Source organism: Labrys sedimenti (assembly GCF_034424805.1).
GTDB classification, from domain to species: Bacteria; Pseudomonadota; Alphaproteobacteria; order Rhizobiales; family Labraceae; genus Labrys; species Labrys sedimenti.
Window position 1 is genome coordinate 645799 of sequence record NZ_JAXOUF010000001.1, and the last position, 20233, is coordinate 666031.

At 64.1% G+C, this 20233-nt stretch carries 20 protein-coding genes; 14 read left to right on the top strand and 6 right to left on the bottom strand.

Annotated elements, in window-relative coordinates; translation table 11 throughout:
* The first annotated feature begins 61 nt into the window (after positions 1–61).
* The 10 genes from eutB (at position 62) to U1R88_RS03065 (ending at position 10633) form a co-directional block, all read left to right on the top strand.
* Entirely contained in the window at positions 62–1042 is a 981-nt protein-coding gene (gene eutB, locus U1R88_RS03020; RefSeq protein ID WP_322429905.1) for a hydroxyectoine utilization dehydratase EutB, read from the top strand.
* Positions 1039–2031, top strand: coding sequence for an ectoine utilization protein EutC (gene eutC / locus U1R88_RS03025; protein ID WP_322429906.1), 993 nt, complete (start codon positions 1039–1041; stop codon positions 2029–2031). Before eutB ends, eutC begins: the two co-directional genes overlap by 4 nt.
* Positions 2032–2038: 7 nt before the next feature.
* Entirely contained in the window at positions 2039–3217 is a 1179-nt protein-coding gene (doeA, locus tag U1R88_RS03030) for an ectoine hydrolase DoeA (RefSeq protein WP_322430498.1), read from the top strand.
* Positions 3214–4230: a N(2)-acetyl-L-2,4-diaminobutanoate deacetylase DoeB gene (gene doeB, locus U1R88_RS03035; protein WP_322429907.1), complete on the top strand. Its 1017-nt coding sequence runs from the start codon at positions 3214–3216 to the stop codon at positions 4228–4230. Before doeA ends, doeB begins: the two co-directional genes overlap by 4 nt.
* 65 nt (positions 4231–4295) lie before the next feature.
* A complete protein-coding gene (gene ehuB / locus U1R88_RS03040) occupies positions 4296–5147 on the top strand; it encodes an ectoine/hydroxyectoine ABC transporter substrate-binding protein EhuB (protein WP_322430499.1) in 852 nt (283 codons plus the stop codon).
* A 327-nt stretch (positions 5148–5474) separates the two neighbouring features.
* Positions 5475–6140 (top strand): ectoine/hydroxyectoine ABC transporter permease subunit EhuC, encoded by a 666-nt coding sequence (gene ehuC, locus U1R88_RS03045; protein ID WP_068282870.1) that lies wholly within the window; start codon positions 5475–5477, stop codon positions 6138–6140.
* Complete coding sequence (gene ehuD / locus U1R88_RS03050; protein WP_322429908.1) at positions 6137–6829, top strand: ectoine/hydroxyectoine ABC transporter permease subunit EhuD; 693 nt, start codon at positions 6137–6139, stop codon at positions 6827–6829. The genes ehuC and ehuD overlap by 4 nt, the downstream gene beginning before the upstream one ends.
* Positions 6826–7602, top strand: coding sequence for an ectoine/hydroxyectoine ABC transporter ATP-binding protein EhuA (gene ehuA / locus U1R88_RS03055; protein WP_322429909.1), 777 nt, complete (start codon positions 6826–6828; stop codon positions 7600–7602). Before ehuD ends, ehuA begins: the two co-directional genes overlap by 4 nt.
* Before the next feature lie 127 nt (positions 7603–7729).
* The gene (locus U1R88_RS03060; protein ID WP_322429910.1) at positions 7730–9220 is read left to right on the top strand and encodes an NAD-dependent succinate-semialdehyde dehydrogenase; all 1491 of its coding nucleotides are present in this window, start codon (positions 7730–7732) and stop codon (positions 9218–9220) included.
* Positions 9221–9250: 30 nt separating this feature from the next.
* Positions 9251–10633 carry an aspartate aminotransferase family protein gene (locus tag U1R88_RS03065; RefSeq protein WP_322429911.1) on the top strand — a complete coding sequence of 461 codons (1383 nt, stop codon included), beginning with the start codon at positions 9251–9253 and terminating at the stop codon, positions 10631–10633.
* A 106-nt stretch (positions 10634–10739) separates the two neighbouring features.
* On the opposite strand, the gene U1R88_RS03070 is transcribed toward U1R88_RS03065, so the two are convergent.
* The 3 genes from U1R88_RS03070 to pdxR all read right to left on the bottom strand — a co-directional run bounded on the left by U1R88_RS03070 (position 10740) and on the right by pdxR (position 14211).
* Positions 10740–11825, bottom strand: a complete 1086-nt coding sequence (locus U1R88_RS03070) for a PLP-dependent cysteine synthase family protein (RefSeq protein ID WP_322429912.1) — start codon at positions 11823–11825, stop codon at positions 10740–10742.
* 123 nt (positions 11826–11948) lie between these two features.
* Positions 11949–12674: a class I SAM-dependent methyltransferase gene (locus U1R88_RS03075; protein ID WP_322429913.1), complete on the bottom strand. Its 726-nt coding sequence runs from the start codon at positions 12672–12674 to the stop codon at positions 11949–11951.
* A gap of 79 nt (positions 12675–12753) precedes the next feature.
* Complete coding sequence (pdxR, locus tag U1R88_RS03080) at positions 12754–14211, bottom strand: MocR-like pyridoxine biosynthesis transcription factor PdxR (protein WP_322429914.1); 1458 nt, start codon at positions 14209–14211, stop codon at positions 12754–12756.
* Positions 14212–14327: 116 nt separating this feature from the next.
* Here pdxR and U1R88_RS03085 point away from each other — a divergent pair, with 116 nt between their 5' ends.
* The 3 genes from U1R88_RS03085 (at position 14328) to U1R88_RS03095 (ending at position 16256) form a co-directional block, all read left to right on the top strand.
* Entirely contained in the window at positions 14328–14963 is a 636-nt protein-coding gene (locus U1R88_RS03085) for an FMN-binding negative transcriptional regulator (protein WP_322429915.1), read from the top strand.
* Between the two features lie 44 nt (positions 14964–15007).
* Positions 15008–15823 (top strand): YggS family pyridoxal phosphate-dependent enzyme, encoded by an 816-nt coding sequence (locus tag U1R88_RS03090; protein ID WP_322430500.1) that lies wholly within the window; start codon positions 15008–15010, stop codon positions 15821–15823.
* A 106-nt stretch (positions 15824–15929) separates the two neighbouring features.
* Positions 15930–16256, top strand: a complete 327-nt coding sequence (locus U1R88_RS03095; RefSeq protein ID WP_322429916.1) for a hypothetical protein — start codon at positions 15930–15932, stop codon at positions 16254–16256.
* Here U1R88_RS03095 and U1R88_RS03100 read toward each other — a convergent pair.
* The 3 genes from U1R88_RS03100 to U1R88_RS03110 all read right to left on the bottom strand — a co-directional run bounded on the left by U1R88_RS03100 (position 16238) and on the right by U1R88_RS03110 (position 19364).
* Positions 16238–16597: a hypothetical protein gene (locus U1R88_RS03100; protein ID WP_322429917.1), complete on the bottom strand. Its 360-nt coding sequence runs from the start codon at positions 16595–16597 to the stop codon at positions 16238–16240. The two genes, U1R88_RS03095 and U1R88_RS03100, sit on opposite strands and share 19 nt — an antisense overlap.
* Before the next feature lie 184 nt (positions 16598–16781).
* Positions 16782–18314, bottom strand: a complete 1533-nt coding sequence (locus U1R88_RS03105) for an FAD-dependent monooxygenase (protein ID WP_322429918.1) — start codon at positions 18312–18314, stop codon at positions 16782–16784.
* A gap of 210 nt (positions 18315–18524) precedes the next feature.
* Positions 18525–19364 (bottom strand): oxidoreductase, encoded by an 840-nt coding sequence (locus U1R88_RS03110; RefSeq protein WP_322429919.1) that lies wholly within the window; start codon positions 19362–19364, stop codon positions 18525–18527.
* Between the two features lie 172 nt (positions 19365–19536).
* Between U1R88_RS03110 and U1R88_RS03115 the strand changes: the two genes are divergently transcribed.
* Positions 19537–20118, top strand: a complete 582-nt coding sequence (locus tag U1R88_RS03115; RefSeq protein ID WP_322429920.1) for a TetR/AcrR family transcriptional regulator — start codon at positions 19537–19539, stop codon at positions 20116–20118.
* Positions 20119–20233: the final 115 nt, after the last annotated feature.

A 20233-nucleotide genomic window follows, 5' to 3' on the forward strand; every position in this document is an offset into this window, starting at 1 on the left:
ATAATTGACATGATTTTTGTATCGTAACACCATCCCTCCCAAGCCAGGAGGGATGGGTTCGATGCCGGTTTCGGTCACCATCGACGAGATCAGGGCCGCCCATGCGCGGATCGCGGGGCACGTGGTTCGCACGCCGCTGCGCCACGCGCCATCGCTTTTGCAGGACAATTTGCCGGTTCATCTCAAGCTGGAGACGCGCCAGACCACTGGTTCGTTCAAGCTTCGCGGGGCAACCAACGCCGTTCTGTCATTGGACATATCGGCCCAAAAGCGAGTCCCGGGAGTCGTCACCGCCTCGACGGGAAACCACGGTCGTGCCGTCGCCCATGCGGCCAAAGCCCGGGCTATCCAGGCCGTGGTGTGCATGTCGCAGCTGGTGCCGGGAAACAAGGTCGAGGCCGTCCGCTCGCTCGGCGCCGAGGTGCGCATCGTCGGCCGCTCCCAGGATGACGCGCAGGAGGAGGTCAACCGGCTGGTGGCAGAGGAGGGCCTTGCCGAAATCCCGCCTTTCGACCACCCGGCCGTGATCGCGGGGCAGGGAACGATCGGGCTCGAAATCATCGAGGACCTGCCGGAAGTCGAACTCGTGCTGGTGCCGCTGTCGGGCGGCGGGCTGGCAGGCGGGATCGCGGCAGCCGTCAAGGCGCTCCGCCCCCAGGCCAGGGTCATCGGCATTTCGATGACCCGGGGCGCGGCCATGCATGCCAGCCTGCTGGCCGGCGAGCCGGTGCAGGTCGAGGAGTTGCCGACGCTGGCGGATTCGCTCGGCGGGGGCATCGGGCTCGCCAATCGCCACAGTTTCGCCCTGTGCCGCGCCTTCCTCGACGAGGTCATCCTGCTGACCGAAGAGGAGGTGGCATCCGGCATCCGGCATGCCTTCGCCGCCGAAGATGAAATCGTCGAGGGAGCCGCGGGCGTCGGCATCGCCGCCTTGCTGGCCGGCAAGGTCAGGCCGTCGGGACCGACGGCGATCGTGGTTTCCGGCCGTAACATCGACCCGGGCCTGCATCGGCGCATCGTGGAGGAGGGAGTGGCGGCATGATCGTGCTGACCGAAGCCGAATTGCGCCGTTGCGTGGCGCTCGATGCGGCTGCCGTCGATTGCGTCGAGCGGGCCTTCCTGGCTCTCGCGACCGAAGCGGTGGCCATGCCGCCGATCCTGCGGCTCGACATTCCCGAGCATCGCGGTGAGGTGGACGTCAAGACGGCCTATATTCCCGGCGTCGAGGGTTTTGCCATCAAGATCAGCCCGGGATTCTTCGACAATCCCCGGCTCGGCCTTCCCAGCCTCAACGGCCTGATGGTGCTGCTGAGCAGCCGGACCGGCCTGGTCGAAGCCCTGCTGCTCGACAACGGCTATCTCACGCAGATCCGCACCGCAGCGGCCGGAGCGGTCGCGGCCCGTCATCTCGCACGGGCAGATGCCCGCACGGCCGCCATCATCGGCGCCGGCGAGCAGGCCCGGCTACAGCTCGAAGCACTCCGCCTGGTCCGGCCGATCGACCGGGCCAAGCTCTGGGCTCGCGATGCCGCCAAGGCTGCGGCTACGGCCGAGGACCTGTCGCAGCGCCTGGGCATTCCGGTCGCGCCGGCCGCCAGCGTCGAGGCTGCCTGCGCCGGGGCGGACATCATCGTCACCACGACCCCGGCCGAAAGTCCGGTTCTCAAAGCCGAGTGGCTGGCACCCGGGCAGCATGTCACGGCGATGGGCTCGGATTCCGAGCACAAGAACGAAGTGGATCCGGCCGTCTTCCGCAAGGCGGTCTATGTCGCCGACAGTCTCGCGCAGACAAGGCGGCTCGGCGAACTTGCCCATGCCATCAGAGCGGGAACCGCTGGTGCCGATGCTGCGTTTGCCGAACTGGGACAGGTTATCGCCGACAGGGCCAAGGGGCGCCGGAGCGACGCCGATATCACCCTTTGCGACCTGACCGGCACCGGCGTGCAGGATACCGCCATCGCCACACTCGCTTTTCGCCGGGCCGCCGCCACCGGAGCGGGCCAGACTTTCGAGACAATCAAGGGAAAGTGACGGAATGATTGCGCCCACGCTCAATTTCAGCCGCGAGGAATATGCCGAGCGCCTGGCCAAGACGCGAGCCGCCATGGCCAGGGCGGGCATCGATCTGCTTGTCGTCACCGATCCTTCGAACATGCATTGGCTCACCGGTTATGACGGCTGGTCCTTCTATGTCCATCAATGCGTTCTGGTTGCGGGCGAGGGAGAACCGGTCTGGTTCGGCCGCGGACAGGATGCTAACGGTGCCAAGCGCACCGCCTGGCTCGCTCACGACAACATTGTCGGCTACCCCGATCACTATGTGCAGTCCACCGAACGCCATCCGATGGACTATCTGTCCGGCATCATCGAGCGGCGGGGCTGGGCCAAGGGCACGATCGGCGTCGAGATGGATAATTACTGGTTCAGCGCCGCGGCCTATGCCTCGCTGGTCCGGCATCTGCCCAATGCCCGTTTCAAGGATTGCCTGTCGCTGGTCAATTGGCAGCGGGCGGTCAAGAGCCCGACCGAGATCGACTATATGCGCAAGGCAGGCCGCATCGTCGAGGCGATGCACCAGCGCATCCTCGACAAGGTCGAGCCCGGCATGCGCAAGAGCGATCTCGTCGCCGAGATCTATGATGCCGCCATTCGGGGCGTCGATGGTTTCGGGGGCGACTATGCCGCCATCGTGCCTCTCCTGCCGTCGGGCGAGGAGGCCTCCGCGCCGCATCTGACCTGGAACGACCTGCCGATGAAAACCGGGGAGGGGACCTTCTTCGAGATCGCCGGCTGCTACCGGCGCTATCACTGCCCACTGTCACGCACCGTCTTTCTCGGCAAGCCGACCCAGGCCTTCCTCGACGCCGAGAAGGCCACCGTGGAGGGCATGGAAGCCGGGCTCGCCGCGGCCAGGCCCGGCAACACCTGCGAGGACATCGCCAACGCCTTCTTCGCCGTGCTCAAGAAATACGGCATCGTCAAGGATAACCGCACCGGCTACCCGATCGGCCTGAGTTATCCGCCCGATTGGGGCGAGCGCACCATGAGCCTGCGGCCGGGCGACCGCACGGAGCTGCGTCCCGGCATGACCTTCCATTTCATGACCGGACTCTGGCTCGAAAACATGGGACTGGAGATCACCGAGAGCATCCTGATCACCGAGAACGGCGTGGATTGTCTCGCCAATGTGCCGCGCCAGCTCTTCGTGAAACCATGAACGCCGATCCGATCCTGCGCCCGTCCCCGATCAGCGCCAGCGTCGATTTCGACGCCGACGGCATCCAGCACGGCCATCTGCGCCTGCCCTGGAGCCGGGACGATTCCGCCTGGGGATCGGTGGTGATTCCGATCACCGTGGTGAAGCACGGCGAGGGGCCGACCGCCCTTTTGACCGGCGCCAATCACGGCGACGAGTATGAGGGGCCGATCGCCCTGTTCGACCTTGCCCGCACGCTGCAGGCAGGGGATGTGAGCGGGCGCGTCATCATCGTGCCCGCCTTGAACTACCCGGCCTTTCGGGCCGCCAGGCGCACCTCGCCGATCGACAAGGGCAATCTCAACCGCAGTTTTCCGGGGCGGCCGGACGGCAGCGTCACCGAGAAGATCGCCGACTATGTCACGCGATGCCTGCTGCCTCTGGCCGACATCGTGCTTGACTTCCATTCGGGCGGGCGGACGCTGGATTTCCTTCCCTATGCCGCGGCACACGAATTGCCCGACAAGGCACAGGAAGACCGCTGCTTTGCCGCCGTGGCGGCTTTCTCGGCGCCGTGGTCGATGCGCATGATCGAAATCGATGCCGTCGGCATGTTCGACACCACTGCCGAGACGGCCGGCAAAGTCTTCGTCACCACCGAACTCGGCGGCGGCGGCACCGCCACGGCGCGCTCCGCGGGTATCGCCAAGCGCGGGGTCGCCAATCTCCTCCGACATGCCGGCATCCTGGCTGGGCAGCCTAAGATCGGCGAGACGCGCTGGCTCGACATGCCCTCGTCGGACTGTTTCGGCTTCAGCCCGGAAGAAGGACTGGTCGAGTTCCTCAAGGACCTCGGCGAGCCCGTCGCCAAGAATGAAGTTGTCGCCCGTATATATCCAATCGGCCGCACCGGGTCGTCGCCCTATGAACATCGGGCCGCACTGGATGGCCTGCTCGCGGCCCGCCATTTCCCCGGCCTGATCAAGGCCGGCGACTGCCTCTCGGTGATCGCAACCATCGAGGACCACGCCTGACAATCGACAACAGATCTGCCGGACACAACCAGGCAGGCAATCACACCAGACAGGAGAATGAGATGATGAAACTGCCCCGACTTGCCGGCCTTGCCGGATTGGCTCTCGCCATGAGCGTGGCCGGCGTCCAGGCTACCACCCTCGAGGAGGTCAAGAGCAACGGCTTCGTCCGCGCCGTTACGGCCAACGAGGTTCCCTACGGTTTCACCAAGGAAGACGGCACGGCGGCCGGCATCGGTCCGGAAGTGGCCATCGCCGTTCTCAAGAAGATGGGCGTCAGCGACATCGCCTGGACGGTCGCCCCCTTCGGCACCTTGATCCCCGGCCTCAAGGCGCGGCGCTATGATTTCGTGGCGGCCGAGCAGAACATCTCCCCCGAACGCTGCAAGCAGGTTGCCTTCACCGAACCCAATTCCAGCTATGGCGAAGGCCTCCTGGTCAAGGCCGGCAATCCCAAGAAGCTGACGACCTATGCCGATATCGCCAAGGATCCCTCGCTCAAGGTCGCGGTGGTGTCGGGTGCCAACAATATCGACTTCCTGCGCGCCGTCGGGGTTAAGGATGACCAGGTCGTCTTCATCCAGGCCAATGCCGATGCCATCGCCACGGTGAAGAGCCGGGCCGACGCCTATGCGGCAACCGAGTTGACGGTCGCCAGCCTCGCCAAGGGCCAGAAGGAGGTGGAACAGGTCAAGCCGTTCACCGATCCGATCGTCAACGGCAAGCCGGTACGCAACTATGGCGGCTTCGCCTTCCGTCCGGAGGACAAGGATCTGCGCGAGGCCTACAACGCTGCCCTCGTGGAATTCCGCAAGAGCGACGAATACAAGGCGATCCTCACCAATTACGGATTGAGCGAGGCCAGCATCAAGGCCGCCGCCGAGAAGAAGGTCGCGGATCTCTGTGCGGGTAAATGACGACTGAACCGTCCAGCCCATCTCCGAGAGTTCGCTAATACACGTAGAACGATCGCCAAATGAGGTGCGTAATCCTTCCCCGGTTTCGGGGAAGGTGTCGCTGCACAGCAGCGACGGAAGGGGGAGAGTGGCACTGAGAGGGCCATAGACCCATAAGGCCGCACCACCCACCCCCATTCGGCCCGGCTTTGCCGGTCCACCTTCCCCGAAGTCGGGGAAGGATTCTCGTGCTCTATCTTGAGAGCTGAGCCTTCGCGCGCACGCTGGCCCGTGGAGGCAATGGCAAGGCCCATGAGTCCGGGCCTACAAAACCGACGAGGGAGCCTCATGCATTGGATCTCCTATCTGCCTGCCCTTGGCCGGGGTGCGCTGATCACTGCCGAGATCACCCTGGCCTCGCTGGCCATCGGCGCTTTCCTGGCCTTCCTGGCCGGGATCGTCAGGGTCGAGGGCGGGCGCATCCTGTCCATCATCGCGCTTTGCTATACCGAGCTGTTCCGCGGCACCTCGCTGCTGGTACAGCTGTTCTGGTTCTATTACGCACTGCCACTGGTTGGCTTTTCCTTCTCCCCGGTATCCACGGGCATCCTCGTCCTCTCGATGCATGTCGGCGCCTATGGCTCGGAAATCGTGCGGGCCGGCCTCAAATCGGTGCCGCAGCAACAGCATGAGGCGGCGCGGGCCCTGAATTTCGGCCCGGTACACAAATTGCTGCACATCACGCTGCCCCAGGCCATCGTCGAGATGATGCCGGCCTTCGGCAACCTCGCCATCGAGACGCTGAAGCTTTCCTCGCTGGTGTCGTTCATCTCGATCGCGGACATGACCTTCCGGGCGCAGACCCTGCGCAACCTGACGCAGGACTCAACGACGATCTACACCCTCACTCTCGTGGGCTACTTCCTGATGTCGCTGGTGATCATGGTTGCCATGCGCTTCCTGGAACGCCTGGTGCGCCGCGGCGCGGCCTTTCCGAAGGCGGTGCACTCATGATGTATGGTTTCGAATGGGATCCATCGACGCCGCTGACCTATGCGCAGTCGATCCTGCCGATCCTGCTCATCGGCCTCACCGTGACGCTGCAGGCCGCAGCGGCAGGCTTTGCCATCGCCCTGGTGCTCGGCCTCGTCTTCGCCCTGATGCGGCGCAGCCGCTTTGCCGTGGTGAGTTGGGGGACCGCCTTCGTCGTCGAGTTCCTGCGTGACACGCCGCTCCTGGTGCAGCTCTTCTTCCTCTATTACGTCCTGCCCGACTACGGCATCGCCCTGCCGGCCTTCCTGACGGGCGCCATCGCGCTCGGCCTGCAATATTCGGCCTATACGTCGGAGGTCTACCGTGGCGGCATCGAAGCGGTGCCACGCGGACAATGGGAGGCCGCCACCGCCCTCAACATGTCGCGCTGGCAGCTCTATCAGAACGTGATCATTCCCCAGATGGTGCCGCGCATCCTGCCCACCATGGGCAACTACCTGATCGCCATGCTGAAGGAGACGCCCGTGCTCTCGGTGGTGACGGTGCTGGAAATGCTCGGCCTCGCCAACATGATCGGCGAAAATACCTTCGAATATCTGGTGCCGCTGAGCATGGTCGGCATCATCTTCCTCATCCTTACCCTGGTCTGTTCCGCCGGCGTCCACCGGCTGGAAAGGGCCTTGCCGAAAGCAGGGATACCGATGCGATGACCAAGAACGCCCAATCCGACATCATTCGCTTTTCCAATGTGAGCAAGCGCTTCGGCACCCTGACGGTCCTGCATGATTTCGACTTCACCGTCGCGCCGGGGGAGAAGGTTTCGCTGATCGGTCCTTCGGGATCAGGCAAGACCACGGTGCTGCGTATCCTGATGACGCTCGAACCCTTTCAGGACGGCACGCTGGAACTTGGCGGCATCGGCTATCACGAACCCGGTGGCCACGGCCCGTTCAAGGCCAGCGAGCGGCATCTGCGCCAGATCCGCACACAGGTCGGCATGGTGTTCCAGAGCTTCAACCTGTTTCCGCACATGACCGTGTTGCGCAATGTGGTGGAGGCGCCCATCGCCGTTCTCGGTCTGAAGCGAGAGGAAGCGGAATGCCGGGCCCTCGATTTGCTCGGCATGGTCGGCATGGTCGACAAGAAGGATCACTTCCCAAGCCAGCTTTCCGGTGGCCAGCAGCAGCGCGTCGCCATCGCGCGTGCCCTTGCCATGCGTCCCCGGGTCCTCCTGTTCGACGAACCGACATCCGCGCTCGACCCCCAACTCGTCGGAGAGGTGTTGGGGGTGATCCGCTCCCTGGCCAGCGAGCATGACCTCACCATGCTGCTGGTCACCCACGAGATGCGCTTTGCCCGCGAGGTTTCCGACCGCGTCTGCTTCTTCGATAAGGGCAGGATCGTCGAGCAGGGCGAGCCCGATCGCATCTTCTCCAATCCCGAACAGGCGCGGACGCGCGAGTTCCTGCAGTCGGTGTTGTGAGGCCGATAATCTGTCGGCGCGCCCCGGCAAATACCGAAGCTTTGACGGTGAGGGCAGGGGGGAAGCGAGACATTCTCGCAGCGCCTCGGGCTAACCTTCAGGACATGACGCCACCGGAGTTTCTTCGATGATCGCCACCGCTCTGAAACAAGTCGGCCATCCCGCGCTCGGCCGGCTCAACGACCGACGACTGCTCAGGGAACTCGCCTATATCGACGGCCGCTGGGTGCAGGGGAGGCAAGCCGCAAGCTTCGAGCTGCGGGATCCCGGCTCCGGCGCCATTCTTGCCCATATCGCCTGCCTGGGGGCGGAAGAAACGGGCAGGGCGGTCGATGCCGCCGCCAGAGCCTTCCCGGCCTGGAAGGCACTGCCGCCGCAGGAACGGGCCACCCGCCTGCGCGCCTGGCACCAGCTCATTCTCGCCGCACGCGAGGATCTCGCCTTGCTGATGACGCTGGAACAGGGCAAGCCTCTGGCCGAGAGCCGCGGCGAGATCGACTATGGCGCCTCCTTCGTCGAATGGTATGCGGAAGAAGCCAAGCGCGTGAACGCCGAGAGCGTGACCAGCCACCTTCCCGGAGCGCATATGCAGGTTTCCCGTGAGCCGCTCGGCGTCGCCGCCCTGCTGACGCCCTGGAACTTCCCGTCGGCCATGGTGACCCGCAAGGCGGCGGCGGCCTTGGCGGCCGGCTGCACCGTCGTGCTTCATCCGTCGTCCTATACGCCGCTCTCTGCCCTTGCCCTGGCTGAGCTGGCAGAACGCGCCGGCTTGCCCGCAGGCGTCTTCAACGTCGTCACCGGCGAGGCTGCTCCGATCGCCAGGCGCCTGTGCGAGGATACCCGCGTGCGGGTGGTCAGCTTCACCGGTTCAACCGAGATCGGGCGCCTGATCGCCGCCCAATGCGCACCCAGCGTCAAGCGCCTCGTGATGGAACTCGGCGGCAATGCACCGCTCATCATCTTCGGTGACGCGAATCTGGATCGCGCAATCAAGATCGCGCTCGATGCGAAATTCGCGACCTCGGGGCAGGATTGCCTGGCGGCCAATCGCATCTTCGTCCAGCGCTCGCTCTACCCAGCCTTCTGCGAGGAATTCAGCCGGCGCGTCGCCGGGCTCAAGCTCGGGCATGGCCTGGAAGAAGAAACCGACATCGGTCCGCTCATGCATGAACGGGCCGTCGCCCGCACCAAAGAGCGCATCGCCGATGCCTTGCAGCGAGGCGCCCGCAAGTTGACGGGTGGCGACATTGAATCCGGATCGCTCTTTGTGCCACCGACCGTCCTCGCCGACGTCCCAGATGACGCCCTGATCATGTGGGAGGAGGTGTTTGCGCCGGTTGCCAGCATCACGCCCTTCGACGACGAGCAGGAAGTGGTGGCGCGCGCCAATGCCACGGAGTACGGCCTTGTCGCCTATGTCGTCACCGAGAACACCGGCCGAGCGCTGCGCGTGAGCCGCGCACTGGAATACGGGATGGTGGTCGTCAACCGCGTGAAGCTGACCGGTGCGCCCATCCCCTTCGGCGGTGTCAAGCAATCCGGCATGGGGCGCGAAGGCTCGCGCCACGGCCTCGAAGCCTTCACCGATCTCAAATATACCTGTCTCGACCTCGCTTGACTGTTTCGACCTCGCCTGAAAGGAGCCGACATGCTCGACCGCGCCGTTTCCGACAATGAATTCACCGCCTGGGATCGCGATCACTTCTTCCATCCCTCGACCCATATGGCCCAGCATGCCCGCGGCGAGACGCCCAACCGCATCATCACCGGCGCGGAGGGGGTCTACATCACCGATCGCAATGGCAAGAGCAGTCTCGACGCCTTCGCCGGGCTTTACTGCGTCAATGTCGGCTATGGCCGTACCAAGATCGCCGAGGCGATCGCCGAGCAGGCAGCGCAGTTGCCCTATTACCATGCCTATGTCGGCCATGGCTCCCAGCCCTCGATCACCCTGGCCAAGATGATCATCGACCGGGCGCCGGAAGGGATGAGCCGCGTCTTCTTCGGCCTGTCGGGTTCGGACGCCAACGAGACCAACATCAAGCTGGTCTGGTACATCAACAATGTGCTCGGCCGCCCCGAGAAGAAGAAGATCATCTCGCGCTGGCGCGGCTACCATGGTTCGGGGCTGATGTCGGGCAGCCTCACCGGCCTTGCCGCCTTCCACAATCTGTTCGACCTGCCCAAGCCGCCTGTCCTGCACACCGAGGCCCCGTATTATTTCCGCCGGGAAGATCGTTCGCAGACCGAGGAGCAATTCGCCGATCATTGCGCCGCCAAGCTCGAGGAACTCATCCAGGCCGAGGGGCCTGATACGATTGCCGCCTTCATCGGTGAACCCGTGCTCGGCACGGGGGGCATCGTGCCGCCGCCCCGGACCTATTGGGAGAAGATCCAGGCCGTTCTCACCAAATACGACATCCTGCTGATCGCCGACGAGGTCATCACCGGATTCGGCCGGCTCGGCTCGATGTTCGGCTCGGACCATTACGGCATCAAGCCGGACCTGATCACTATTGCCAAGGGCCTGACCTCGGCCTATGCGCCGCTCTCCGGCGTGATCGTGTCGGAAAAGGTCTGGCGCATCCTCGAAAAGGGCTCGGACGAGTTCGGCGCCATCGGGCATGGCTGGACCTATTCTTCCCATCCGCTCTGCGCGGCTGCGGGCGTGGCCAATCTCGAACTCGTCGACGAACTCGACCTGGTCGCCAATGCCGGCAGCGTCGGCGCCTATTTCAAGCAGGCGCTGACGGATGCGCTCGGCGCGCACGCCCGTGTCGGCGAAGTGCGCGGCGAGGGATTGATGGCGGCCGTCGAACTCGTCCGGGATCGCGACGACCGCGTCTTCTTCGACGCGTCCGAAAAGGTCGGCCCGCGCGTGGTCGCCACGATGCTTGAGAATGGCGTCATCGGCCGCGCCATGCCACAGGGCGACATCATGGGGTTTGCGCCGCCGCTCTGCCTGACGCGCGAGGAAGCCGACATCGTGGTGTCGGCGGCGGCCAAGGCGGTGAAATCCGTGCTGGGATAAATGCGACGTGATCTTTCTGGGAGCGCGGACGTCCTCGTCCGCCTCTTGGAAACGCTATGGCTGCAGGCAAGGAAGAGGCGGACGAGGACGTCCGCGCTCCCAGGGATTATTCCGGGAATTGATAGCCCGGCGTCGACTTCGACAGCGCGATCTCATCGGCATCCATTTCGGCCTCGATGCCGTCGAACAGAGGCGTCGTCATATAGCGCTCGCCGGTATCGGGCAGCATGCAGAGGATGACGGAGCCGGCGGGTGCCTTCTCGGCGACCTGGCGGGCGACCGCGAAGGTAGCGCCGGCCGAAATGCCGACAAAGATGCCTTCCTTCTGGGCCAGGGCCTTGGCCCATTTCACGCCTTCGGCACCGGCGATCGGAACAAGCTCGTCATAGAGATTGTTGTCGATCCCCTCCTGCAGCACCTTGGGGATGAAGTCCGGCGTCCAGCCCTGGATCGGGTGCGGCTCGAAGGCGGGATGGCCGACTGCGGGCGAACCATCGGCATCGCGTTCCTGCTTCTGGCCGCTGCCGACCAATTGGGCATTGGCCGGCTCGCACAGAACGATGCGCGTCTCCGGCCGCTCCCGGCGCAAGACACGCCCGACCCCGACGGCGGTGCCACCGGTGCCATAGCCTGTGACGAAGACATCCAGCCGCTTGCCGGCGAAATCATTGATGATCTCGCGTGCCGTCGTTGCCTCGTGGATGGCGGCATTGGCCTCGGTCTCGAACTGATGGGCCAGGAACCAACCATTGGCCTCGGCCAGTTCCACCGCCTTGCGATACATGCCGAAGCCCTTCTGGGCGCGCGGCGTCAGCACCACCTTGGCCCCGAGCATGCGCATGAGCTTGCGGCGCTCGATCGAGAAACTGTCCGCCATGGTGACGACCAGCGGGTAGCCCTTCTGCGCGCAGACCATGGCGAGGCCGATGCCGGTATTGCCGCTGGTCGCCTCGACCACGGTCATGCCCGGCTTGAGCGCACCGGTACGCTCGCCATGCTCGATGATGCTGAGGGCCAGCCTGTCCTTCACCGAAGCGGCCGGGTTGAAGAACTCCGCCTTGACGTAGATCGTGGCATGATCGGGGGCGAGGTTGTTGATCTTGATGACGGGCGTATCGCCCACTGTCTCCAGGATACTTTCGAAAAGGCGGCCGCGGCCGGATGTCGTTGTGGACTGGGACTGTTGGGTCATCTCACCTGCTCCTTGGCTTCGGTTCGTCGCTTTTCGCAATCGCGTGATAACATCGAGGCGTGAGCCGGTCGTGAAGAGGGCGGCAGGGCCCAGAAAACCGCAGATGGTTTCTCCGGAACCGGCTCAGCGCCCGGCGGATATGATCACCATCATCGGCCGATCGCGCTCTTCCGCAAGCGTGGAGTGCTCTGCCACCTGTTCTTCCGTCGGGCTCCATTCCACCACGCGCCGGATCGCGAAGCCGACGTCGATCAGGGCGTTCAGGGTCGTCCCGAGGGTGCGATGATATTTGACAACGCCCTTGGCCAGCCAGTCAGTGGTGCGCTCGCCCTCCGCCGAATAACGATCAAGCGGCCAGATCTTCCGGCCGTCCTCGTCCTGCCAGCCTGGATGGCTCGGAGCCATGTAGATCGGGTGCTCGATGGAGAAGACGAAGCCGGAGCCCGGGCGTAACGCATCATGGATAACTCTGGCCAGGCGGCCGAAATCGGCAACATAGTGGAAAGCCAGCGAACTATAGGCGAAATCGAAACCAGCCTCCGGCAGTTCGAGGGTTTCGAGGTCGGCGATCCGATAGTCCGCCTTGGAACTCGCCGTCATGTCCCGGGCCCGCGCGAGCATGCTCTCGGAGAGGTCCAAGCCAAGCGTGCTCGCCGCCCCGTGATCGAGCGCCCATCGGCTGAACCAGCCGAATCCGCAGCCGAGATCGACCACGCGCTTGCCGCCGAGATCGGGGATCAAGGCTCGAATGTCCGGCCATTCCGGCGCTCCCGCCAGGCCGTGGACGGAGCGCGGCAATTGGCTGTATCCGTCGAAAAATTCCTGACGGTCGTAAATATTCTGAGCCATCCCCGTATCTTCCTTCGATGTTCTCCGCAGATGGCCCCGCGCCGGTCCAGCTGCAAAAGAGGCCGATGGCAAAACGGCTTCAGTTGCGGCTCTCGACCTCTGCCGCGCAATCGGCCAGCAATTCGACGCCTCGCCTGATCTGCCGCACATCCAGGCTGGCATAGCCCATCACCAGGCCGACCCAGTCGGGCTTGGTCGCGCTGCCCGCCGCATAGAGCGGCGACAGAGGGTGGAGACCGAGGCCGACATCGTTGGCTTTACGGATCAGTTCCCCCTCCTGGGCCGCCGGAATATGGCGGAACCATGCGATGATGTGAAGACCCGCATTGGCTCCCTCGACGGCAAGCCTGTCGCCGAAACGCTGTCGCAGCCCATCGAGCAGGGTGTCGCGGCGTTCGGCCATGCGCCGGCGAATGCGCCGGATATGGCGCTCATAGGCCCCTGTCTCCAGGAGAGTGGCGAGGGCTTCCTGCTCCAAGGCCGGGCTGTGCCTGTCCATGATCTGCTTGGCGTGCGTGAAAATGCCGGCGAGGCTGGAAGGGACCACCAGATAGCCGATGCGCAGGGTTGGCGACATGGTCTTCGAAACCGTGCCGAGATAAAGGACGTTCCGGCCGTTACCCAGGCCATGAAGCGGAGGCACCGGATTGATGTCGTAGCGATACTCGCTGTCGTAGTCGTCTTCGATCAGGTAGGCGTCGCGCTCCTGGGCCCAGGCGAGCAGGCGGTGGCGCCTGGCGATCGACAGCACGCTGCCGAGGGGAAATTGATGGGAGGGCGTGACATAGGCGAGCCGTGCATCGACGTCGTCGAGCCGCGAGGTGTCCAGCCCGTCCTGGTCAGCCGCAATCGGCATGATCCTGGCACCGGCCGCCGCGAAAATGTCCCGAGCCATCCGATAGCAGGGATCTTCCACGATCGCACCATCGCCGGGATCGAGCAGGAGACGGCTGCACAGATCCAATCCCTGCTGGGATCCGTTGACGATGATGATCTGTTCGGTCTCGCAGCGCAGCGCACGTGCCCGCCAGAGATAGCCCTGCAGGGCGCGCCTCAACCGGTGGGAACCGGCCGGATGACCATAGGAAAGGCGATCCGGTCTCTGCGCCAGCGCTCCCAATATGGCGCGTCGCCAGATCGGAGTGGGAAAGTCCGACACCGCGAGGTCACCGTAGCGAAAATCGATGGCCGGCCGCGCTGAGGGAGGGAGAAAGGCCGGCTGCACGGCCAGGCGCTCGCCATAGCGCGACAGGGGGAGGGGAACCGAACCCGCCGGTACCGGCGATGCCTCCGGCGAGCGGTCCAGAACGGCGGTCACTTTCGGCCTGGCGCCCCGGCGGCTGCGAATGAAACCTTCCGCCGACAACTGCTCATAGGCCGAGGTGACGGTTGCGCGGGCCACGCCGAGTTCGGATGCCAAGGCGCGGGAAGAGGGAAGGGCACCATCATCCCCGTAGGTTCCTGCCAGGATCTGAGCCCGCAGCACGTCATAGATCTGCCTGGCCCCCGGACCTCGCGCCTGTCGGTTTAGCGGCATGACAACTGGCCTAGTAAAAAATACACAAACTGGATGTTCTTGTTAAGCCAGTTTGCTCCTATCCTGGCGAGAAACCAAGTCGAGTTTTCACGAACCGAATTCCTGCGAGTCTTGCGATGTACATACCGCCCGCCTTCCGCGAAGACGATCCGGCCATCTTGCTGCAGCTGATGCGGGATACGCGGCTGAGCACTCTGGTGACAGCAACCGCGGCCGGCCCGATCGGCACACCCTTGCCCTTGTTCTTCGATCCGGACGAGGGAGAGCACGGCACCCTCTACGGCCACCTTGCTCGGGCCAATCCGCAATGGCAGGCCGAGCCGATCGGCGACGCCATGGCCATCTTCATGGGGGCCGACGCCTATGTCTCGCCCAGCTGGTATGCCGCCAAGCAGGAACATCACAAGGTCGTGCCGACCTGGAACTACGAAGCCGTCCACGCCTATGGGCCGGTGGAGTTTTTCGAAGATCCCGCGCGCCTGCTCGATGCCGTCACCCGCCTCACCAATCTGCATGAGGGGGCGATGGCCACGCCTTGGCAGGTCGACGATGCGCCACCGGCGTTCGTCCAAGCTCAATTGCGCGGCATCGTCGGGGTGCGCCTGGCAATCCGTCGCCTGGAGGGCAAGCGCAAGCTGAGCCAGAACCGGCCGGCCGCCGACCGGGTCGGCGTAGCACGTGCGCTCGCCGACAGCCCCGATCCCGTCGATCGCCGGATCGCTTCGCTCATCCCCCTCGATTCCATCCGATAGGCGGCTTGATACCAGGCCGGATGCTTGAAATGAACGAACACCACATGGAAGCCACCGACAGGCATGAGCCGGTTGTCAAAGCCGCAGAGACGACCGCTCTCGACGAGCAGGACGTTGCCCGTTTCGGCCCCGATCCGCAGACGAGTTTCGCCGCCAATCTTGCTGCCGTGCAACACAGGATCGAGGCGGCCAGCCTGCGCGCCGGCCGGCAACCGGCCGCCGTGCGCCTTCTTCCCATCACCAAGACCGTGCCGGCCCACATTTTGCGGCTCGCCTTTGCAGCCGGCATCCGCGACTTCGGGGAAAACAAGATCCAGGAGGCGCAGGGCAAACGCGATGACCTCGCCGACCTGCCGATCGCCTGGAGCATCGTCGGGCACCTGCAGACCAACAAGGTGAAATATCTCGCCCGCTTTGCCCGCGAGTTTCACGCCCTCGACAGCCTGCGGGTCGCCGAGATGCTGGACAAGCGCCTAGCCATCGAGGATCGCTTCCTCGACGTCTATGTCCAGGTCAATACCTCGGGAGAGGAGAGCAAATTCGGCCTGCATCCCGATGCGCTGCTCGATTTCGTCGATCGGCTCGACGGCTTTGCGCGCCTGCGTCCCCGCGGGCTGATGACATTGGCCCTGTTCAGCGACGACATGGCCCGCGTGCGCCCCTGTTTTCGCCTGCTGCGGGCCCTGCGCGACCGGGCGGTGAAGCGCAATGCCGCCTTGACCGAGCTCTCCATGGGCATGTCCGGCGATTTCGAAGCCGCGATCGAGGAGGGGGCCGACGTGGTTCGCGTCGGCCAGGCCATCTTCGGCAAGCGCCCGACGCCAGACGGGCATTATTGGCCCGGCTTCGCGCCAGGCTAAGGCGTCGCGTCGAAAAGTGAGCGCCGGTTTTCGGCGGGAATGATCAGGCAACCGAATCTACACCGTTCGGAGCGTGAATCCGTCTATCTCAAGACGGAGTTCGAACATGCCTGCAGCGCTCGCCATCGCCCAAACCTATGTGGGGCCCTTTGCTGAAGAATTGGCCAAGCTCCAGAAAACCAACCCGATTGCCGACGCCAAACGCTGGCAGCAGGCCAAGCATGATGCGATCGAGTTCCTGACCGATTGGGGCGACCAGGTGGCCGAACTCGGCTGGAGCGCCGATGACCTTTTCGGCCTGCACCCGACCGCGCCGCTTGTGCGTTATGACGTGATGGGGCTGATCTGGTTGCTGCAAGGGCAGGCCGTGAGCGAGGTCACCGACCAGAGCGCAAGGCTCGGCGCGACGACCTTTTACAGGACGGTACGATAGAACCGGGTGACCGACGACCCGCCGCAGCGAGCCTTCGGAATCACGCCGAAGTCACAGGCCGTCGACACACTCGCATCAGTCAACGGCCACGACATTAGGAGAGGTCGGCTGACGATAGTACCCCAATAGAACTCGCCCGGCGCAAGAAGCGTCGGGCTTTTTTGTCGGGTATCTTGATTCGCAATATTTGCCGCGCGCAGACGATCACCAACGGTGATGCCGGCCACCATGCCTGCGCCAGCCGTCATGCCCGTGCCGTCCGCCATGCCGACGCCAGCCTTCATGGCGACCGCGCCTCCAACCGCGATGCAGGCCATTGTCATGGTGCCGGCGCCAGCCATGCTTCCCCCAGCCATGCCAGCCGACCTGCTCGGCCTGCGTTGCGGCGGAAGTGCCCAGATGAACCGGTGCGAGAGCGGATGATGGTGCGACGCTGGCTGACAACGCGCCGACGGCAATAAGGGCAGCGAGAAGAAGCTTTTTCATTGAAAATCTCCAATCGGATTTGATGACGCTGACATTCCGTTACGTAATATGAATGGATGCTGAATGAATTTCATTATCCGGATCCGATCGCCTCGCTCTTACTACCGCCGCGGGCTTGCCGAACCAGGCGCCGAGCGCAGCCTCGAGGCCCATTGCACTTCGGTCCCCAACCCAGGCCACATGCCCGTCGGGTCGGATCAGCACGGCGCTTGGAGACCGCACCGCGCCGATCACCGGAAGCTCGCATATCCCCTCGAATTTCGCCTCGACCAACGCGATTCGATCCGCCCATCCCCGAATGTCGAGGCTGCCGCGTTCCCCGAGATTGAGCAGCACGGGCCGGGCGTCATGCAGGAGACCGAAGAGCCGCACTGGCCCATCGGCGCCGACAAGGTCGAGATCGGGCATGCGGCGGCCGAGCAGCGGATGCCCCTCACCGAGGTCATAGTGAATGTCGAGGCCAGACATCATGGCGCAATACCAGATGCGCGGGGCATCCATTTGCATCGCCGGCGCCATCATCTGGCGCAAGGCCTTCGTGCGCTCATCGCCGCGATTGAGGGCCGTGAGTGCCAGGGTGTGCTCCAGCAGGGCCGCTCCCACCGGATGCCGTTCGGCATGGTAGGTGTCGAGCAGGTCGTCCGGCGAGATGCCCTTGGCCACCTGAGCCAGTTTCCACCCTAGATTGACCGCATCCTGCAGGCCGATATTGAGGCCCTGTCCGCCAACGGGAGAGTGCACATGGGCGGCGTCCCCGGCCAGCAACACCCGTCCCTGCCGATAGGAGGCAGCCTGTCGCGCGGCATCGGTGAACCTCGACAGCCAAGTGACATTGTGGACGCCGAAATCCGATCCATAGGCGGCGATGAGCGTTCCGCGAAGGTCATCGACCGTGGGTTTGATGCCCCGTTCGAGACGTTGTTCCGTCACGACGCCGCGGACGCGTCTACCGTCCTCCAGCCGGCCAAGGGCATAGACGCCCCTTGCGCCATGGCGCATGCCCCAGGCCGGCTCGTCCGTCATGTCGGCCTCGAAAATCAGGTAGCTGACATCGGGGTCCCATCCGGGGAAGTCTATCCCCGCCATCTTGCGGACAAGGCTGCGACCGCCGTCGCAGCCTGCAAGATATTGCGCGCGCGCCATCCGGCCATCGTTCAAGCCAATGGTGACGCCGGTGTCGTCCTGCGTGAAGCCCGTTACCTCACAGCCGCGATAGATCGGCACCGCCAACTCGGAAATCCAGTCGGCGAGAATGCGCTCGATCTTGGCCTGCCAGAGCGCGAGCGTGTAGTTGTGACGGGTCGAACGGTCGCTGGCATCCAGAACGGTTCCGGCAAACGGCACGACCCGGTGTTTTTCGCCCTGTGAGATAAAGCGATCGGCGATGCCGCGCTGGTCCAGCACCTCGATCGACCGCGGATGCAATCCGCCTGCGCGAGATCCCTCGACATCCTGGTTCAGGCGCCGCTCGACAATGGCGACATCGATACCCGCCAGGGCCAGTTCACCCGCCAGCATCAAACCGGTCGGTCCCCCTCCGGCGATGAGCACGTCATGCCCGGACAAAGACATCTGCCACCTCATAAATCACGGTTGAGCCCCGTTTTCTACGCGATGACCGACGTCTTGAAGCAAGAGGGGTGGGCGCCCTATATCAGGAGTGGAAGGGAGCGGCATTCGCCGGACTCGGACAGGCCGCCTGCGGATTCAGGCAGGGAATCCGCGCGGCGCCGAGCGGGCGTCTTCTTCCCGTCAGCGCAGCAACAGCCTCTACAATCAGGCTCACTCGGTGAAATCGGTCGAACGGGAGACCTCTTCCCAGGCCGCCATCTCCGCCTTCATCGCATCGATCTTGTCTTGGACGAGCCTGAGCGCATCGGCCCCGAGATAGAGCCGGACTGGTGGGTTCGGGGCCGAGACCAGCTTGAGCAGGGCCTGTGCCGCCTTGGCGGGATCACCCGGCTGTTTGCCGTTTTTTGCCTGCCGGGCAGCACGGATCGGGTCCATCACCGCATCATAATCGGCAAGACTGCGCTCGGAGCGAACCATCGAACGCCCGGCCCAGTCGGTGCGAAACTGGCCCGGCGCCAACGCCGTCACATGGATGCCGAACGGCTTCACTTCCTTGCCGAGCGCTTCGGAGATGCCTTCGAGGGCAAACTTGCTGCCGCAATAATAGGTAATGCCCGGCATGGTGATGAAGCCCCCCATGGAGGTGACATTGACGATATGGCCGGAACGCCGCGCCCGCATGCCCGGCAACACCGCCTTGATCATCGCGACCGCGCCGAACACATTGGCATCGAACTGGCGGCGCATCTCCTCCAGCGACGATTCCTCCAGGATGCCCTCATGACCGTAGCCGGCGTTGTTGACGAGGACGTCGATGGCACCAGCCTCGTCCTGCGCCTGGGCAACGGCCTTCGGAACGGCATCAAAATTCGTGACATCGAGGAGCATGGCATGCGCGCGGCCTGGTGCAAGCGTCGTGAATGCCTGTGCCGCGACCGCAGTGCGGACCGTGCCGATCACGTGGTGCCCGGCTGCGAGCGCGCCTTCGGCAAAGGCTTTGCCCAGCCCCGAACTGACGCCCGTAATGAGAAAGGTCTTGTTGTTGCTCATGGGAGCTCCTTTTGCAGCGCGCCATCTGGCTCGCCATATTATATCGCGACCTTAATTATATATCATGATATAGATTTTCAAGTGATGTTCGAAACAAGGAATTGAAACGGCCATGGCTGGAACGGAGCGGCAACCCCTCAGGGAAAGGAACAGGCAGCTTGCCCGCGCGATCGTGCTCGATGCGGCCGAGCGGCTGCTCGAGAGGGGCGAAACAGCCGACTTCTCGATGCGGGCACTGGCGGCCGAGGCGGGCGTGGGGTTCGCGACGCCGTTCAATCATTTCGGCAGCAAGAATGCGATCATGCAGGCGCTTTCGGCCCGCCTGATCCAGCGGATGGCGGCGCAGTTCCGCGACGAGGCCCCCGCCGGTGACGCGATCGACCATGTGTTGGCAATGGGGCGGATCAGCGTCGCTCTCCTGCTGGAGAAGCCGGACGTCCATAAGGCGGTGGTGGGATCGCTCGGCATCGCCACTTCCGAGCCCGGTCCGGTGCGGCAGAACTCACGAGAGCTCTGGTCGCTGGCATTGGGGGACTTCGCTGGCATTGCCGTCGAGACGAAGACGCTCGCCGAGGCTGTGCTGGCAGACCAGCTTGCCTTCAATTTCCGGGGTTGCGTCTCGTTCTGGATCGCGGGCGAACTTCAAGATGAGGATCTTGATAGCGCTTTCCGGGTCGGCGCTTCCACGCTTCTTCTCGGCTTCGCCAGCCCGTCGCGTCGCACCGACCTGATCGAGCAGATCAGGCGCTTCTAGGGGCCGTGGGACGATGCCCGGCCCATCAGGCGAGTGACTTGACAACCATCCTACCAGAAGGTGGATTGAGAGGCCTCACTTAGCGGACGGAATGAGTCATTTTTTATCCCCGTAA

Excerpts from the sequence above, each read along its gene's own strand:
- pdxR (WP_322429914.1), bottom strand. The coding sequence starts at position 14,211 with ATGCCGCTAAACCGACAGGCGCGAGGTCCGGGGGCCAGGCAGATCTAT.
- eutB (WP_322429905.1), top strand. The coding sequence starts at position 62 with ATGCCGGTTTCGGTCACCATCGACGAGATCAGGGCCGCCCATGCGCGG.
- U1R88_RS03100 (WP_322429917.1), bottom strand. The coding sequence starts at position 16,597 with ATGGCTGGCGCCGGCACCATGACAATGGCCTGCATCGCGGTTGGAGGC.
- ehuD (WP_322429908.1), top strand. The coding sequence starts at position 6,137 with ATGATGTATGGTTTCGAATGGGATCCATCGACGCCGCTGACCTATGCG.
- doeB (WP_322429907.1), top strand. The coding sequence starts at position 3,214 with ATGAACGCCGATCCGATCCTGCGCCCGTCCCCGATCAGCGCCAGCGTC.
- U1R88_RS03095 (WP_322429916.1), top strand. The coding sequence starts at position 15,930 with ATGCCTGCAGCGCTCGCCATCGCCCAAACCTATGTGGGGCCCTTTGCT.
- U1R88_RS03070 (WP_322429912.1), bottom strand. The coding sequence starts at position 11,825 with ATGACCCAACAGTCCCAGTCCACAACGACATCCGGCCGCGGCCGCCTT.
- U1R88_RS03085 (WP_322429915.1), top strand. The coding sequence starts at position 14,328 with ATGTACATACCGCCCGCCTTCCGCGAAGACGATCCGGCCATCTTGCTG.
- ehuB (WP_322430499.1), top strand. The coding sequence starts at position 4,296 with ATGAAACTGCCCCGACTTGCCGGCCTTGCCGGATTGGCTCTCGCCATG.
- U1R88_RS03060 (WP_322429910.1), top strand. The coding sequence starts at position 7,730 with ATGATCGCCACCGCTCTGAAACAAGTCGGCCATCCCGCGCTCGGCCGG.
- U1R88_RS03110 (WP_322429919.1), bottom strand. The coding sequence starts at position 19,364 with ATGAGCAACAACAAGACCTTTCTCATTACGGGCGTCAGTTCGGGGCTG.
- U1R88_RS03090 (WP_322430500.1), top strand. The coding sequence starts at position 15,008 with ATGGAAGCCACCGACAGGCATGAGCCGGTTGTCAAAGCCGCAGAGACG.
- ehuA (WP_322429909.1), top strand. The coding sequence starts at position 6,826 with ATGACCAAGAACGCCCAATCCGACATCATTCGCTTTTCCAATGTGAGC.
- U1R88_RS03075 (WP_322429913.1), bottom strand. The coding sequence starts at position 12,674 with ATGGCTCAGAATATTTACGACCGTCAGGAATTTTTCGACGGATACAGC.
- eutC (WP_322429906.1), top strand. The coding sequence starts at position 1,039 with ATGATCGTGCTGACCGAAGCCGAATTGCGCCGTTGCGTGGCGCTCGAT.
- U1R88_RS03105 (WP_322429918.1), bottom strand. The coding sequence starts at position 18,314 with ATGTCTTTGTCCGGGCATGACGTGCTCATCGCCGGAGGGGGACCGACC.
- U1R88_RS03065 (WP_322429911.1), top strand. The coding sequence starts at position 9,251 with ATGCTCGACCGCGCCGTTTCCGACAATGAATTCACCGCCTGGGATCGC.
- ehuC (WP_068282870.1), top strand. The coding sequence starts at position 5,475 with ATGCATTGGATCTCCTATCTGCCTGCCCTTGGCCGGGGTGCGCTGATC.